Consider the following 16331-nt stretch of genomic DNA (forward strand, 5'->3'; position numbering starts at 1 on the left):
CTGTCCGGTTGAAGCGGCGGTTAACGGCGGCGTCCCGTGATGCGTACCCAGCCATCTCGGTTTGCGATCGGGTCCAGATCAAAGCTGTCAGCATAGGCCGCAGCGACTTCCTCACCCTGTTCGGCCAGGATGCCTGACAGCGCCAGGCGACCACCGGTCCTGACCAGCGATGCCAGTTGCGGTGCCAGGGAAACCAGCGGGCCAGCCAGAATGTTGGCGACCAGCACATCGGCTTGCTGATGTGGCAGGTCCTCGGGCAGGTACAGCGGGAAGCGCTCGGCAGCGATGTTATTGCGTCCGGCATTGTCACGAGAGGCTTCCAGTGCCTGCACGTCGATGTCAGTGCCCACGGCCTGTTCGGCACCCAGCAGCAGAGCGGCGATGGCCAGAATGCCCGAGCCGCAGCCGAAATCCAGCACGTTGCAGCCTTTGAGGTCCTGGCCGTCCAGCCATTCAAGGCACAGTGCGGTGGTCGGATGGGTGCCGGTGCCGAATGCCAGGCCAGGATCAAGCAGCAGGTTCACGGCATCCGGTTGCGGTGCAGCATGCCAGCTTGGCACGATCCACAGGCGCTTGCCGAAACACATTGGCTGGAAGTTATCCATCCAGCTGCGCTCCCAGTCCTGATCTTCGATGACTTCGGCGCTGTGCTCGGGCAGTTCTTCGCCGGTCAGCAGGCTCAGGTGTGCCAAGGCCATTTCGGCATTGGTGTCGGCTTCGAACAGCGCCAGCAAATGGGTGTGTGTCCATAGCGGCGTGGTGTTGAGTTCAGGCTCGAAAATCGGCTGGTCTTCGGCGTCCATGAATGTCACGGACACGGCGCCGACTTCAAGAAGGGCGTCTTCGTAGGTTTCGGCTTGTTCTGGGCTGATGGCGAGACGGACTTGCAGCCAAGGCATGGCGGATTACCTTCGATTCGGAAATTAAGTGCGGCTTGCACGGCCGGCGCGGCCGCAGGAAGCGGGCAAGTTTACTGCTATGCGCTGCAAACAACAAAGCCGCATCGCTGCGGCTTTGTCGTTCTGAAACACACTGGCTTATTGATTGGCCAGTTTGTGCTCCAGGTAGTGGATGTTGACTCCGCCTTCGCAGAAGCCTTCATCACGGGTCAGATCACGGTGCAGCGGGATATTGGTCTTGATTCCGTCGACCACGATTTCGTCCAGGGCATTGCGCATGCGTGCCATGGCTTCTTCGCGGGTCGCGCCCCAGGTGATCACTTTGCCGATCAGCGAGTCGTAGTTGGACGGAACCTTGTAGCCGCTGTACAGGTGCGAATCGACCCGCACACCGTTGCCGCCCGGTGCGTGGAAGTGCTTGACCAGACCTGGGCTTGGAACGAAGGTTTTCGGGTCTTCAGCGTTGATCCGGCATTCCAGCGCATGCCCTTTGATGACCACGTCATCCTGGGTGTACGACAGTTTGTTGCCGGCGGCGATGCTGAGCATCTCCTTGACGATGTCGATACCGGTGACCATTTCGGATACCGGGTGCTCCACCTGAACACGGGTGTTCATTTCGATGAAGTAGAAACGACCGTTCTCGTACAGGAACTCGAAAGTACCCGCGCCGCGATAGCCGATATCGATACACGCCTTGACGCAGGCAGCCAGAACATCCGCACGCGCCTGTTCGTCGATGAACGGTGCCGGTGCTTCTTCCAGAACCTTCTGGTGACGGCGCTGCAGCGAGCAGTCGCGGTCGCCCAGATGAATCGCCTGGCCCTGGCCGTCGGAAATGACCTGGACTTCCACGTGACGCGGGTTAGTCAGGTATTTTTCCAGGTAGACCATCGGGTTGCTGAACCAGGCCGCAGCTTCGGCGCGGGTCTGGGAGGCGGCTTCGATCAGGTCTTCTTCGCGATGAACCACACGCATGCCGCGACCACCACCGCCACCGGCGGCCTTGATGATCACCGGGTAACCCACTTCACGACCGATGCGCAGAGCGGTTGCTTCGTCTTCCGGCAGCGGGCCGTCGGAGCCCGGAACGGTTGGCACGTTGGCCAGCTTCATGGCGTCCTTGGCAGAAACCTTGTCGCCCATCAGGCGGATGGTGTCTGCTTTCGGGCCGATGAAGGCAAAACCCGATTTTTCGACCTGTTCGGCGAAATCGGCGTTTTCAGCGAGGAAGCCGTAGCCAGGGTGGATCGCCGTGGCACCGGTCACTTCGGCAGCCGAGATAATCGCCGGAATGTTCAGGTAGGACAGATTGGCGGGTGCCGGACCAATGCAGACGGTTTCGTCTGCCAGGCCCAGGTGCATCAACTCGCGATCTGCCGTGGAGTGTACAGCGACGGTCTTGATGCCCAGTTCTTTACAGGCACGCAAGATGCGCAAGGCAATTTCGCCGCGGTTGGCGATTAGAACTTTTTCCAACATCGCAGGCTCTCCCCGGGTCAAACGATTGTGAACAGCGGCTGGTCAAACTCAACCGGCTGACCGTTTTCTACCAGGATGGATTCGATCACGCCGCTGGCTTCTGCCTGGATGTGGTTCATCATTTTCATCGCTTCAACGATGCAGATGGTGTCGCCTTTCTTGACGGTCTGACCCACTTCGACGAATGCAGGCGAAGTAGGTGCCGGGGTGCGGTAGAACGTACCGACCATTGGCGACTTGACCACAAAGCCGTTCAGTTTCGGAGCCGATGGTGCTTCTGCTGCGGCCGGAGCGGCTGCAGGCGCCGGTGCGGCGACAGGCGCAGCAACCGGGGCTGGCGCGTAGTAAGGCTGCGCTGGAGTCTTGCTGTGACGGCTGATCCGTACGGATTCTTCGCCTTCACGAATTTCCAGCTCGTCGATGCCGGACTCTTCCAGCAATTCGATCAGCTTCTTGACTTTGCGAATATCCATTAATCAACTCCCAAGGTTCTGTAAGGGCAATTTGTCGGCCGTTTCAAGCGATGTGGTCAGCGTCAGGCTGGACTCGTCATGGCTTGGCACTGGCGGCCAGTTGTTCCAGGGCGGCTTCCAGGGCCAGGCGGTATCCGCTGGCTCCCAGGCCGCAGATCACTCCTACAGCGACATCTGAAAAGTAGGAGTGATGGCGGAAAGGTTCGCGTTTGTGCACGTTTGATAAATGCACTTCGATGAATGGGATGCTCACTCCCATCAGCGCGTCACGTATTGCAACGCTTGTGTGCGTAAAAGCAGCCGGATTGATCAAAATAAAGTCCACACCCTCACCGCGCGCGGCGTGAATACGGTCGATCAGTTCATACTCGGCATTGCTTTGCAGATACATCAGGTGGTGACCGGCATCGCGCGCGCGTTGCTCCAGGTCCTGATTGATCTGGGGCAGGGTGATGGTGCCGTAGACCCCGGGTTCCCGAGTGCCCAGCAGGTTCAGGTTGGGCCCGTGAAGGACCAGGATAGTCGCCATTGCGTGTTCCTTTTATTGTCTGCGAGCGGTTTACGCCCGGCGACTATGCCGGAAGGGCAATGGACTGTCCAGTTAACAACAGTAGCCAGCACGATGAGCGATATTCGCGCAAAGTTTGTGACTCAGCGTTTAGTTTTGGTCATTTGCCCTATTCAAGCGTTCAATCAGGCCTGCGGCGTCGATTTCGCCGACGACTCGCACATTTTGCAGCTCTTCGCCGTTTTTAGCGAAAAACAGCAGCGCGGGAGGACCGAACAGCTTGTAGCGGTCGAGCAGGGCGCGTTGCTCCGCATTGCTGTCTGTCATGTCAAAGCGAACCAGGCTGTAACCCGATAATCCGGCAACGACCCCAGGATCGGGCAGAACTTCGTGCTCGATGACCTTGCAACTGATGCACCAGTCAGCGTACCAGTCGAGCAATAGCGGTTTGCCTGCGTTTTGCGCTTCCTGCATCACGCGGTCCAGTTCGGCTGAGGTGGTGATGGTTTGCCACTGGTTCGAGCTTGATGTGACTGTTGGGTTGTTTGCCGTGGCGTATTCGCGGCCCAGCGGACGCAGCGGGTCGGTTTGTCCGGACAGCGCGCCATACCAGCTGGCCAGCGCATAAACCAACAGCGCCAGACCGAGCAGTTGAGCGAGCTTTTGCCGAGTGGTCTTTTCAGTGAACTCCAGTGCGCCGAGAAACAGCGCAACACCCGCAGACAGCAGGCCGACCAGCAACAAGGTGACCTGGCCCGGCAAAACGCGGCTCAGCAAACCGATGGCCAGCGCCAGCAGCAGTACACCGATTGCATTTTTCACCGTGACCAGCCAAGGCCCGCTTTTCGGCAGCCATGCAGCACCACCGGTGGCTATCAACAGCAATGGCGCGCCCATGCCCAAGCCCAGCGCAAAAAGTTTCAACCCGCCACCAACGGCGTCGCCGCTGGCGCTGATATACAGCAGCGCACCGGCCAGAGGGGCGGAAACACAGGGGGAGACCAGCAGGCTGGAAACCACGCCCAGCACGGCTGCGCCCCACAGTGATCCGCCTTCGGTCTTGCCGGCGATACGGTCCAGACGAGAACTGATCGACTGCGGCAGACGCAGTTCGAAAGCGCCAAACATGGCGATGGCAAAGATCACGAAAAACGCTGAAAACGGCACCAGAACCCAGGCCGATTGCAGGCGTGCCTGCAGATTCAGGCTCGCGCCAAACATACCCATCAACGCGCCGAGCAAGGCAAAACAGGCCGCCATCGGCAGTACGTAAGCCAGTGACAGGCTCAGGCCGCGCAGGCCGCCAACCTTGCCGCGCAGCACCACGCCGGACAGAATCGGCAGCATCGGCAGTACACAGGGGGTGAAGGTCAGACCTACGCCTGCGAGGAAAAACAGCGTCAGTTCTTTCCAGCTCCAGGCGGCTGAGGTGGCTGCTGCAGTGGCGGATGCCGAGACGGCAGGGCTGGCGGCCACATCGCCAATGTTCAAACGCTCGGTTTCAGGCGGGTAGCACAGGCCCTTGTCGGCGCAGCCCTGATAGGTGACAGCGAGCGTGAAGGGGCGTTGTTCACCGGGTTTGCGTGGCAGGTCGATGTCGAGAATGCCGTGATAGACCTCGACATCGCCAAAGTATTCGTCGTGTTTCTGTTCGCCCTTGGGCAGTTGTGCTTCACCCAGGCCGATATCAGCAGGCTCGGTGCGAAACTGGAAACGATGGCGATACAGATAATAGCCATCGGTGGCGACCAGCCTTAGCTTGATCGATTCTGGCGTGGTTTCGATCAGGCTCAACTGAAAAGCCTGCCGCACGGGCAGGAAGTCCTTGCTGTTATCCAGCGAGCCGCCGCCCAGGGTTGACGACGGGCGGCTGTCCAGCAGACCGGCACCGAAGGCGGGCAGGGCCAGGATCAATAACATCAGGCATAACAAACGGCGCATGGCAGTCTCGAATCTCGAAAGTCCGCGCATGATAGCGGAGTGTTTCGCGGCCTGCTGACAGGAGGTTTGTAAGGTGCAGTGTCATTCAGGTGACAGAACCACCCCGCGAGGCTACTTGCTACCCGCTGAAAACTTGCCGCCAGCCTCCTGTTCGTAGTACTCGGGGATTTTGTACTTATAGGTTTCCAGCCAGCGTTGCAGGCTCAGGTCACGCTCGGCGGCGGTATTGATTTGCGGCGTCGGCGATGCAGCCTTGCCGCTGGCTTGCAGTTGCAGCCAGGTTTCAGTCTGTTTCTGCGCGTAAGGTGATTGCTCGTCGCTCGCAGCCCAGGCGCTGCTGACGATAAAAAGGGTGAAAATGCTGCCGACGAGTGCGCCTTTCATGGTTGTGCTCCTGTTGTACTGGCGGACGCGAGTGGCGTGGCGCGGGTTTTTCCGATTTTTTCGGCACGCGCCTGAGCCTCGGTGATCTGCTCGGGCGTCAGTCCGGCTCGAGAGGCCAGTTCGGCTGCTTGCGTCCATTTGTTCTGGTAGATCAGCAAGGTGGCCAGATTGATTGCCGCCAGCGGATCGGACTGTTTGAGCTCCATGGCGGTGAGGAACTGGAAGCGCGCCTGTTCCAGTTTCAACTGATTGAGATAGACAACGCCCAGGTCGTTGCGGATTTTTTCGTCAGTCGGTTGCAGTTTGCTGGCCATGAGCAGATGTTGCTGAGCCAGCGCATTGTCGCCACGCGCCGCAGCCAGTTGTCCCAGCCCATGCTCACCCTCGGCTGCCCGACAGGTGCCCAGCAGGCTGCGATACAGCGGCTCGGCTTCGTTGCTGCCCAACAGCCGCAATACCCGTGCCTTGCGCAGGCGAACCTCGCCCAGGCTGTCCGGCAGGCTTTCCAGATTGGCGAGGCTGGCATGCAAGCGTCCCTCATCTGCCATGTTCTGAGCCAGATTCAGGGAGAACTCCTGATCCGATGTCAGTTTGGGGCATTGGCCGGGCTGAGCCGTGGCCTGTGTCCAGAGCGCGCTGCCATCACTGGTACATCCGTTCAGCAACAGCATCCCGAGTAGTGCGATCACTGGTTTCATTGCAATGCGTCCTTTCGTGCACGGGTAACACTGGATTCAACTGCCCAGTGCGCGACTTATGGCGATAAATCCAGGGCCCGCCAACACGATCAGCAGGGCTGGAAACAGAAACACCATCATGACCACCGACATCTTTGCCGACAGTTTGGAAATATATTCCTGCAGGCGGGTCAGGCGTCGGTCGTCAATCAGTTGCTTGAGCGTGAGCAGAGACTTCAATGCGCCGCCGCCCTGATGAATCAACTGATTGAGGATCACACATGTGTCACTCAATTCGTCGACGGCCAGCAAGGCCGCGGTTTTTCGCAGTTCTTCGCCCAGTTCCAGGCCTGAGTCGACCCGCACCAGCACCACACGAATTTCCTCGGAGAGCACCGGCAGCAAGTCTTTACCTTCAAGACTCAGCACGCGTAGCGCCTGCTCGACGGCCATGCCGGACTCGAACAGGATGCGCAGCAACGGGATAAACGTAGAAATTTCCACCACCACCTGTTTCTGGCGGCGCTGAGCGACGGCCGCGAGAATTCGTTTGGGCAGCAGATAACCGATTCCCAAGGCAAATACCGGCGCTATGAGCGGCTGCTCGACGCCTTTGAAAAGCAGCAGTTGGGCCACAATGACCACGACCATCAGGCCGACCGGAACGCCGACCTGGCATGCGGCAAACAATGAGCGTTTGCTGGCGCGCCGCCAGCCGATTCGATTGAGCAACATCTGGGTTTCCGAGTCCAGGCTGATGCTGCGCTGGCCAATGCGGGTATCGCCGAGCAACCGCAACAGGCTGCCGATGCGGCTTTCGCGAATCACCTGGCCCCTCAATCGTCTTGCCACCAAGCGTTCGTTACGGCGTTGCCGAGCCATGCCGGACAGCAGCAGAAATGCGGCAGCGGCGAGCATCACGGCAGCGAGTAACAGTTCCATCTAAATGCTCCTCAACATGCGCCACAGCACCACACACCCTGTTGCCTGCAGGACGAAGGCCATGCTCAACATGATCTTCCCGCTGTCATCGTTCCACATATGCAACAGATAGCTGGGGTTCACGGTCAGAAAGTAGCCGGCCATGCCGACTGGCAGCAGCGCCAGCACTAGCGCTGTCATGCGGGTTTCACCGGTCATTGCGCGCAATTGGCGACCGGCCTGTTCCCGGTCACGAATCAGCTTGATCAGGTTTTCCATCAGCTCGCTGGCATTGCCGCCATATCGATGATTGACCCGCAAGCCAAGGGCAAACAGATGAAACTCGTCGCGTTCATACAGCTCGGCGAAATCCCTCGCGGCATCCGGCAGGCTGACGCCCAGTTGCACGTTCCGCTCGATACGGCTCATGCCATCCTTGAGTGGCTGATCCGTTGCTTCGATGCCGTGCAGCACCGCGTCGGCGAGGGTTCTGCCTGATTTGAGGCTGCGTACGGTATGGTCGAGCAGTTGCGGCAATTGCTGGATCATGCGGCGCACACGCACCTCATAGCGCCACGACACAAACAGGCGCAGGGTCAGCGGCACCGCCAGCAGCGCGCTGACCGCGCCGATGCCGCCGCCCAGTCCGTAGCCGATCAGAATCAACAAGGCATAGAGCGACAAAGCCAAGCCCATGCGCTCGGTCGGTCGACCCAACCCTGCACGCAAAAAGGCCCGATCCAGGTAGGTCCATCCAGCCTTTTCAACCACAGGCTGAACCTGTCCGGCGGTCAGACGCTGCCTGACCCGTTCGCTGGCGCCCTGATTGAGCGCGAGGTAGAACATGCGAATGGACGCAGTCAGCAGCAGCAAGGAGATCAGGCCGAGTACCAGTGATGCATTCATTGCGCCGCCTCCCTGAGCACGTCAGTAGCCTGGCCGCAGCTTGTCGCCTGCGGCGTGTGCAGCTTCGCGCATGAAGCCGACCCCGGTGCGGCGATCAAGCCGGAACAATGTATTGGTGACATAGATGTCATCGCGTATGCCGACTACCTCCACCACTTCGCTGACACAGCGTCGGCCATCAGGCAGGCGCGCCAGCTGGATAATCACATCCAGCGCCGCGCAGACCATCTGGCGCAGGGTTTTTTCCGGTATCAGTCGCCCGGTCAGGCCAACCAGCGTTTCCAGGCGCAGCAGAGCATCCTGAGCATTGTTGGCGTGAACGGTACTCATGGAACCGTCGTGGCCGGTGTTCATCGCCGTCAATACATCGAGCACTTCGACACCACGGATCTCGCCGAGGATGATGCGGTCCGGGCGCATCCGCAGCGAGTTGCGAATCAGGTCGCTGGCGCGCACCTCGCCATGCCCCTCGGCATTGGGCGGGCGGGTTTCCAGACGCACCACGTGCGGGTGGCTGAGCTGCAGCTCGGCAACGTCCTCGATAGTGACCAGGCGCTGGTTGCTGTCGATCAACTGGCTCAGCACGTTGAGCATGGTGGTCTTGCCTGTGCCGGTACCGCCGCTGACGAGGATGTTGCAGCGTTTGCCGACCGCTTCCTGAAAAAACTCGAAAATGGATTGATCGATGGTTTGCATGGCCACCAGATCTGCGCTCTTGAGCATGTCCTTGCGAAATTTCCGGATCGACAGGCAAGGGCCATCCAGCGCAATCGGCGGGATGATGGCATTGACCCGGCTGCCGTCGGGCAGACGCGCATCGACCATAGGCGAAGATTCATCCAGGCGCCGCCCGAGTGGCGCGAGGATGCGCTGCATCACGCGCTCGACGTGGTGCGAGTCGATAAAGCGCAGGTCGGTGTGGTGCAGCACGCCATCACGTTCGACAAATACCTTGCCCGGCCCGTTGACCAGAATTTCCGTGACCGACGTGTCGCGCAGCAACACTTCAAGCGGGCCGAAACCGGTCAGCTCATCGACCAGCTCTTCGGCCAGTCGCTCCATTTCATAGCGCGAAATAGCCAGCCGCAGTCGCGCAACGTATTCGGCCACCTTGTCGATGACAAATTGCGCCAGTGCCGGTCGTGAGCCTTCGAGCAGGTTTTTGCCGCTTTCTTCGATGCCGTCGATGATGTAACGGTGCAACACCAGTTTCAGGCCTTGGCCGTCATCGGCTTGCCCGCTGCCACGCGACGAGACGCCAAACAGTTTTTCCGCCATTACCTGTTCCCCCACAGTCGAGCGAGCCAGCCCTGATCGGGTTTGTCGTGAGCCTCGGTATTGCGTGCCAGGTGCTCGCCAAGCCGACGCAGCCCGGAACACAACGCGTCGCGTGAGGCCAGCTCGAACAGCGTCACTCCCTGGTTTTTGGCGTTGAGGCGCAGCTCTGGTGCCAGCGGCAATACGGCCTGCACCGGCAGGCCGAAGGTCTTGGCCACAGTTTCCGAATTGGGTGCGACCGAGCGCTGATAGCGATCAATCAGCAGGCTGGCGTGTTGCATTCTCATGCCTTTCTCACGCCAGTTATTAAGCACCGTCAGGTTGCGTCGACAGCCCAGTACGCTCTGGTCGGCGTACCACAGCAACTGATCGCAATGGCTGACCAGCGAGCGCAGTGCCTCGCTGTCCGGCTGGCCCACGAGGTTCACGACCACATGTTGAAAGTGCTGGCGCAGGGCGCTGAGCAGCATATAAAGCTCCGCTGCGCTGGACTGCTCCAGATGATCGTCGGCTTCGCTGTACGCCAGAATGCGCAGACCGCTTTCACTGGTGGTGAACGCACTGTCGATCAACGTTGCATCGAGCCTGCGCAAGTGGCGCAGGGCATCGCCAAAGCTGAATGTGGATTCAAGGCCGAGCATCAGCAGACTGTCGCCGCGCGGCAGGCCGAGGTCCAGCAGCAGCGTGCGTTGCCCGGTCTTGTGCACCACCATCGCCAGGTGCGTCGCGATCAAGGCTCCGTCGTCATCGCCTTGCGCGCCATACAGCACTGACAGGCCGCTCATGTTCGGGTTGGGCGTCACGGCAGGCAAGCGCTTGCTCAAGCGTCTGACCAGGCCGGCGACCTCGCTCGAACGAGAGCCGTAAGCGACGAAATCCCGCGCCCCGGCACGCATGGCGTTGAGCACCAGCTGGTTATCCATACCATCGCCAAGCGCGACGATGGCCAGCATCGGCTTGGCTTCCAGCGCGCTCTCGATCAGGGCGCTCTGGGTCATCAGATGCTCACGGTCCAGCCCGACGAACACTACACTGGCAAAGGTCACGTCCACCAGCGCGAGCAGATCGTCGAGGCTGCCCGTTCCGGCGCTAACCACCTGGCCCAGTGAGCCAAGAGCACTCTGTAGCCATTCCAGATCAGTGTTGTTACGGGTGATTGCCAGGAAGGTCTGGCTCAGGCTCTGGCTCATTTGGATAACCCGTCGCGACGGTCAAAGTCGCCGTTTTCCAGAAAATACAGGCGCGGAAAGCTTGGATCGTAGGTGCGCAGCCCCTCACCCGGCAGCGAGGGCAATTGCGCGTTGGCGGCCAGCGGTTGAACCAGGTGCGGGGTGACGATCATCAGCAGTTCGCGTTCATCGCGCTGGATTTGCGAATTGCGGAAAAACGCGCCGAGAATGGGAATGTCACCCAGGCCGGGAAACTTGCCTACCGAGCCGACGTTACTGGAGCTGATCAGCCCACTGACCACAAAGCTTTCTCCGTCTGCAAGCGCGATACTGGTGTCGGTACGCCGTATGTTAAGCGCCGGCACGTTTGTGCCGGCGATGGTGATACCGGCAGAGAAATCCAGTTCGCTGACTTCGGGGGCAACTTTTAGCAGGATTCGGTCACGGCCCACTACTGTCGGCGTCAGGGTCAGGCGTACGCCAAACTCCTTGTACTCGATGGAAATACCATTGCCCTCGCCATTGGGCACAGGCACCGGGAACTCGCCCCCTGCCAGAAAGCTTGCACTTTGCCCATTGAGCGCAACAAGGCTGGGGCGGGCCAGGGTGTAGGCGTAGCCGCTGTTTTCCATGGCGTTGAGCATGCCCAGCACTTTGCTGCTGCCGCCGCCCCAGACAATATTGAAATTGCTGTTGTTCAGCGGAATGCTCGGCCTTGTGCCACTCACCGTACCGGGGGTGACGTTTACGCCGGGAACCGTGCCAGGCGCGCCGAACAGAAAGTTGTTCGAGCCCTTGCCGAATATCGAGGTACTGGCCTCCTTGAGTTTGGTGCGGCTGACTTCGATAAAGCGGATGTCGGTCTGCACCTGGCTGGGTAACTCCGCATCAGCAGATGGCGCAGTAACGCTTTCTATCATCGATGCCGTGGCCCGGCCGCGTACGAATACCATGCTCTGGCGCGGGGCGGTGGCGCAGGCGGTCCAGACCATCAGGCTGGTCGTGCCCTGCGCAACGCCCGTCAACAGAAAACCATCCGTACCGTTGACATGCACATCGGCAATTTTCGGGTCGCCGACGGCAATGCGGGTGATGGCCACAGGTGAGCGCACTTCCTGCTGAATGCCTTGATCGATTTCCACCGCCGCTGGCATTGCAGCAAGTCCTGCACAACTGCCGGAAGCGGCCCAGGCTGATTGTGCAGACAGCGCCGCCAAGGCTAACGCCAGCAGCCGGGGTTTTGTTACTGGCACGGAACAACAGCTCATCAAATGCAATCCTTGCTCAATCAGGGAGTTTGTTGCGTGATCTGGTTACCGCGTATGACCTCGACTGCGCGAGGCGTGCGAGTGGCTGCGCCCTGTGTCGGCGAGTTGGCCGGGCCCAGGCTCAATTGTCTGAAGCTGACCAGTTGGCGGTTGGCAGAGTCCAGCCGTTCGGCGGCATCACGGCTACCGGCTTCGCTCGCCCAGTAATTCTGAAGGTTGCCCTCGTCGGCGCTGCGCACGGCCAGACGCAGGACACCGGTTTGCGACGCCAGCATCAGCCGTGCCAGCAAGGCTTCCGGTACCGCGACGGTGACGGTTCGCGCGTTGATCCGCAGCTGTTCCTGTTTAAGGCGTTCGTCAGCGTTGATGTCCTGCACCGGCTTGCCGTTGCGATCCGGGCCGAGCAGCCCGCCAACCCCGAGAACTCGCAGGGCGGGTACGACCACCTGGCTGGAGCGATTCAGGTTGCTGGTGTCCTCGGGCAGGTAAAGCAGCACATCCACATAGTCGCCTGGGCTGAGCTGCCCGGATGCGCCAATCACCTCGTCAACCTGCAACGCCAGCGCTCGTTCATGAGGGCGAATCATCCGCGCCAGTGTGCCGCCTGCTTCAAAACTGTTCTCGCTAAGCCAGGTTCCGGCCGTCAGTGTTCGCCAACTGCTGCGGCCCACCAGTTTGTCGATGTGCTCGAAACTTCCAGGCGGCGCGACCTTGAGGCGCTCTACGGTCAGGTCTTCAGCCGTGATGGGGGTATAGGCCGGTACGTCCCGGGCCAAAACCACTACGTTGTGGCGCAGCGCATCCTCGACCGGCGGAGTCGGGGGCGTTTGGGTCGATATTTCGGTGGCGTCAGGCACCGTGGGCGGCGTGACAACTGCAGGTGCCTCGGCCGGTTTGCTGACGGCGATTCCCAGATAACCGGCAATCAACGCTCCCAGCAAAAACAGGACAGCAAGCACCGTGGTAATGCGACTGCTCATGGCAACGTTCCCTTTGTCATTGCAGGACAACTTCAAACCGGTGCGACAACTTCGCAATGTGGCGCGGCGGACGACGTTCCCGTCCGTTATGTGACGTTAGCTCATGGCACTCAGAATGCCATTGTGCTTTGGTATAAAAATGCTGTTGCGTGAACAACATAGCGTTTGACCACGCCAGACGCAGGAGATGGCCAGTCTTATAACTTTCCGGTTAATGCTTTGTTGAGATTGTGGGTTTACGGATTGGAGACAATGCTGTGCAGGCAGACAGTTTCGCATGTGACACGCATGTTCGCGCCTAGAAGGCACAAGGAGAAATGAGATGTCCCTTACACGGCTATACGTAGGTACCTATATCCGGGTTAAATCCTTTATCAAAGACCGTGAAGCCGCTTCGGGTATAGAGTACGCCTTGATCGCAGCGATGGTTGCAGTGGCTATCGTTGCTTTTGTTCCCACGATAAGCGGCAGGATCACTGCAATGTTTACAACTATTCAGAATGCGTTGTGAGTTGAGCACAGATGGAAATATGTCAGTAGATAGCCTTTTTCAACAGGAGTAATCTGGATATCCTGATCGCATTTATTCACGTTTAAAGGTGTCAAAATGGCTGTCCATCCTACCCGCCAACAGCTGCTGTTGGTTGATGACGAAGAGGACGCGAACGAGGAGCTTGCAGAACTGCTCGAAGGCGAGGGGTTCTGCTGTTTCACGGCGTCGTCCGTGAAAATGGCCCTGCACCAGCTGACAGCCCATCCGGACATCGCGCTGGTGATTACCGATCTGCGGATGCCGGAGGAAAGTGGTATCCAGTTGATCCGCCACCTGCGCGAGCACACGTCGCGTCAACACCTGCCTGTCATCGTGACCTCAGGGCACGCCGACATGGACGACGTCAGCGACCTGTTGCGCCTGCATGTACTGGACTTGTTCCGCAAACCTATCTACCACGTTCGTCTGCTGGAAACGCTCAACAACCTGTTCCCCGAGCCGAAAATCTTTCAGGTTCAGTGACCACAGCGTTTTCGTAACCTTCACTCCACCACGCTGAATTCAACCCTCGCGGTCTGGCCGCTTTCGTCCAGCACGCTTAATTGATAACGGCCCGGTTTGCTAAGGGTCGGGGTGAAGTCTTGCCGGGTGTCGGTGTCCGCCAGTGGCACGCCGTCAATGAACCACCAGCGATGTCCGCTGCCGCCCAGGGCCGAGAGTCTGAGGCGCAGCGCCTGACGGCTGCTCGCTGGCAGGCGCAGGTTGTCGCCTTCGCGCACGCCGACGATGCTAAGCGGCGGTGCCTGGTTGAGGTTCTGTGGTGGACAGTCCGGGTCGGCGGGTGGCAGGCGGGCTTCGCGTCGTTCGGCCCTGTGCAGCCAGGGTTCCAGAGGGGCAGGCCAAAGCGCGATGTCCTGCGCTTGAGCGTCCGGGCAACCGGCCGCCACGCGTAACCCCTTGGCGTTGATCCAGACACGTTCCTGCAAGCCCAGGCCGAGCGGTTGATCGGCCGCCTGCAAGGTTGGCGGTGTGGTGCCGTCCAGTGTCCAGGCGAAGCGCTGTCGACGGCAGTTCGGGTCGCTTTTGCTCATCGGTTGCCCCAGCGGCCAGCAGATCGCTGCCACGCCGACATTCAGCGGCACCGGTTGCACCGGCGCAGCGATCCCGCGCTGGCTGTCGCGATTGACCAGCACATCATGAACCTGAAGCATCAGTGGCGCTGCCGACGCCAGCCCGAACTGTCCCGGCACCGGTGTGCCGTCCGGGCGACCGATCCATACACCGACCAGAAAACGCGGCCCCACACCAATCGCCCACGCATCGCGGAAGCCATAGCTGGTGCCGGTCTTCCAGGCCAGTTGCGGGCGCTGCACCAGCTCGGCGCGCGGGTCTATGTCCGGACGCGACTGGCCGCTGAGGATGCGCCGGATGATCCACGCGGCCCCTGGCGACATCATCTGCCGTTCGCGCAATCGGTCCTGCGGTTGCAAGCGAACATCGGCGCTTCGCCCGCCACGAGCGAAGGCGCTGTATCCCGTCACCAAATCCTCCAGCCGACTGCCCGCACCTCCCAGAATCAGCGCCAGATTCGGCTCGGCCAGCGGCGGCAGGGTCAGCGGTACGCCGCCATTGCGCAGTTCGGCGGCGAAGCGTTTCGGCCCATAAACCTCCAGTAACTGCACGGCAGGCAGGTTGAGCGACATCGACAGCGCCGAACTGGCCGCCACCGGCCCGCCGAAGCCGGTTGAGAAGTTGCCCGGCCGGTAGTCACCGTAGCGACGCGGGACGTCCTGCATCAGTGATTCGGAGTGGATCAGTCCGGCATCCAATGCCATGCCGTACAGGAATGGCTTGAGAGTGGAGCCGGGCGAACGCAGCGCCGTCACCATGTCCACATGCCCGAAACGTTTGGCGTCGTTGATGTCCACTGAACCCACATAAGCGCGCACGGCCATGTTTTCTGCCTCGACCACCAGAATCGCTGCCGAGGTCCGTTCCGGAAGGCGCGCGCGCCAGCCCATCAGCAGGTCTTCCATGCGCCGTTGCAGTGAGGCATCCAGCGTGGTGCGGATCAGCGGCGGGCTGTTGGGGCGATTAAGGCGTCGGGCCAGCAGCGGCGCAAGGCTGGGTTCCTGTCGCGGTGCCAGCCATAACGGCTCTTCCAGAGCCTCGTCCACGCTGGCTTGCGGCCATACCTGAAACTCGGCGAGACGCCTCAGGACCTTGTCGCGGGCACCTTGCGCCCGTTGTGGATGACGGTCCGGACGCAGACGGCTGGGCGCCTGTGGCAGCACCGCCAGCAATGCAGCCTCGGCGCGAGTCAGATTGTGTGGGGATTTGCCCAGATATGCCCAACTGGCGGCCGCCACCCCTTGCAACGTGCCGCCAAATGGCGCGCGATTGAGGTACAGGCTGAGGATTTCATCCTTGGACAGGTGCCACTCAAGCTGCAACGTGCGCCACAGCTGGCGAAACTTTCCGGATAAGGTTCGCGAGTGCGGGTCGAGTAGCCGCGCCACCTGCATTGACAGCGTACTGCCACCGGAGACCACGCGCGCGCCACTGAGGTTTTGCCAGGTGGCGCGCACCAGCGCCAGCGGGTTTACGCCAGGATGGCTGTAGAACCAGCGGTCTTCGTAGGTCAGCAGTGCTTCAAGGTAATAAGGCGAAATCTGCTCGTTGCTGACCGGATAGCGCCACACGCCATTGGCATCGGCAAAGCGCCACAGCGGTGTGCCGTCCTCGGCCAGTACGACGCGGGCCAGATCGTCTTTGGGCAGTGGCAACGGCCACAGGCGATCCGCCAGCCAAAGCAGGGCGATCAGCAGCATGATCGCGCCTGCCAGCCACTTGAGTTTTTGCCGCAGGCGCAGAAGAAATTCAGGTTTCAACGCAAAGAGCCTTTATGATCCACGGAACCTGACACGCCTTGCGACGGCCAAAGCGGACAGA

16 protein-coding genes are annotated in these 16331 nt (G+C 60.3%); 2 read left to right on the forward strand and 14 right to left on the reverse strand.

The features are described 5' to 3' along the window. Positions 1-20 precede the first annotated feature (20 nt). From prmA to cpaB, 13 genes are all read right to left on the reverse strand, one after another. A complete protein-coding gene (gene prmA / locus RYB66_RS11025) occupies positions 21-899 on the reverse strand; it encodes a 50S ribosomal protein L11 methyltransferase (RefSeq protein WP_005746710.1) in 879 nt (292 codons plus the stop codon). A 138-nt stretch (positions 900-1037) separates the two neighbouring features. Next, a complete protein-coding gene (accC, locus tag RYB66_RS11030; protein ID WP_002555371.1) occupies positions 1038-2381 on the reverse strand; it encodes an acetyl-CoA carboxylase biotin carboxylase subunit in 1344 nt (447 codons plus the stop codon). A gap of 17 nt (positions 2382-2398) precedes the next feature. Further along, positions 2399-2854, reverse strand: coding sequence for an acetyl-CoA carboxylase biotin carboxyl carrier protein (accB, locus tag RYB66_RS11035; RefSeq protein ID WP_002555370.1), 456 nt, complete (start codon positions 2852-2854; stop codon positions 2399-2401). A 76-nt stretch (positions 2855-2930) separates the two neighbouring features. Next, entirely contained in the window at positions 2931-3383 is a 453-nt protein-coding gene (aroQ, locus tag RYB66_RS11040; protein WP_002555369.1) for a type II 3-dehydroquinate dehydratase, read from the reverse strand. Between the two features lie 129 nt (positions 3384-3512). Further along, positions 3513-5303 (reverse strand): protein-disulfide reductase DsbD, encoded by a 1791-nt coding sequence (locus tag RYB66_RS11045; RefSeq protein ID WP_272940248.1) that lies wholly within the window; start codon positions 5301-5303, stop codon positions 3513-3515. A gap of 111 nt (positions 5304-5414) precedes the next feature. After that, positions 5415-5687, reverse strand: coding sequence for a DUF3613 domain-containing protein (locus tag RYB66_RS11050; RefSeq protein WP_005753139.1), 273 nt, complete (start codon positions 5685-5687; stop codon positions 5415-5417). Then, on the reverse strand, positions 5684-6385 hold the full coding sequence (locus RYB66_RS11055; protein ID WP_005782117.1) for a hypothetical protein: 702 nt from the start codon (positions 6383-6385) through the stop codon (positions 5684-5686). The genes RYB66_RS11050 and RYB66_RS11055 overlap by 4 nt, the downstream gene beginning before the upstream one ends. A 36-nt stretch (positions 6386-6421) precedes the next feature. After that, positions 6422-7306 carry a type II secretion system F family protein gene (locus RYB66_RS11060; protein ID WP_002555365.1) on the reverse strand — a complete coding sequence of 295 codons (885 nt, stop codon included), beginning with the start codon at positions 7304-7306 and terminating at the stop codon, positions 6422-6424. Then, the gene (locus tag RYB66_RS11065; protein ID WP_002555364.1) at positions 7307-8191 is read right to left on the reverse strand and encodes a type II secretion system F family protein; all 885 of its coding nucleotides are present in this window, start codon (positions 8189-8191) and stop codon (positions 7307-7309) included. Between the two features lie 21 nt (positions 8192-8212). Beyond that, positions 8213-9469: a CpaF family protein gene (locus RYB66_RS11070; protein ID WP_002555363.1), complete on the reverse strand. Its 1257-nt coding sequence runs from the start codon at positions 9467-9469 to the stop codon at positions 8213-8215. Beyond that, on the reverse strand, positions 9469-10659 hold the full coding sequence (locus RYB66_RS11075; protein WP_004666301.1) for a CpaE family protein: 1191 nt from the start codon (positions 10657-10659) through the stop codon (positions 9469-9471). Before RYB66_RS11075 ends, RYB66_RS11070 begins: the two co-directional genes overlap by 1 nt. Continuing rightward, positions 10656-11906 (reverse strand): type II and III secretion system protein family protein, encoded by a 1251-nt coding sequence (locus RYB66_RS11080; RefSeq protein WP_005746718.1) that lies wholly within the window; start codon positions 11904-11906, stop codon positions 10656-10658. The genes RYB66_RS11075 and RYB66_RS11080 overlap by 4 nt, the downstream gene beginning before the upstream one ends. A 20-nt stretch (positions 11907-11926) precedes the next feature. Continuing rightward, positions 11927-12886, reverse strand: coding sequence for a Flp pilus assembly protein CpaB (gene cpaB, locus RYB66_RS11085; protein ID WP_316894382.1), 960 nt, complete (start codon positions 12884-12886; stop codon positions 11927-11929). 322 nt (positions 12887-13208) lie between these two features. Between cpaB and RYB66_RS11090 the strand changes: the two genes are divergently transcribed. Both RYB66_RS11090 and RYB66_RS11095 read left to right on the forward strand, forming a co-directional pair. Then, positions 13209-13397 carry a Flp family type IVb pilin gene (locus tag RYB66_RS11090; protein WP_002555359.1) on the forward strand — a complete coding sequence of 63 codons (189 nt, stop codon included), beginning with the start codon at positions 13209-13211 and terminating at the stop codon, positions 13395-13397. Between the two features lie 96 nt (positions 13398-13493). Continuing rightward, a complete protein-coding gene (locus tag RYB66_RS11095) occupies positions 13494-13901 on the forward strand; it encodes a response regulator (protein ID WP_002555358.1) in 408 nt (135 codons plus the stop codon). Positions 13902-13921: 20 nt separating this feature from the next. Here RYB66_RS11095 and pbpC read toward each other — a convergent pair whose 3' ends face one another. Next, positions 13922-16270 (reverse strand): peptidoglycan glycosyltransferase PbpC, encoded by a 2349-nt coding sequence (pbpC, locus tag RYB66_RS11100; protein ID WP_316894384.1) that lies wholly within the window; start codon positions 16268-16270, stop codon positions 13922-13924. Positions 16271-16331: the final 61 nt, after the last annotated feature.

It is taken from the genome of Pseudomonas syringae group sp. 243L2, assembly GCF_032587875.1.
Lineage (GTDB): Bacteria > Pseudomonadota > Gammaproteobacteria > Pseudomonadales > Pseudomonadaceae > Aquipseudomonas > Aquipseudomonas amygdali.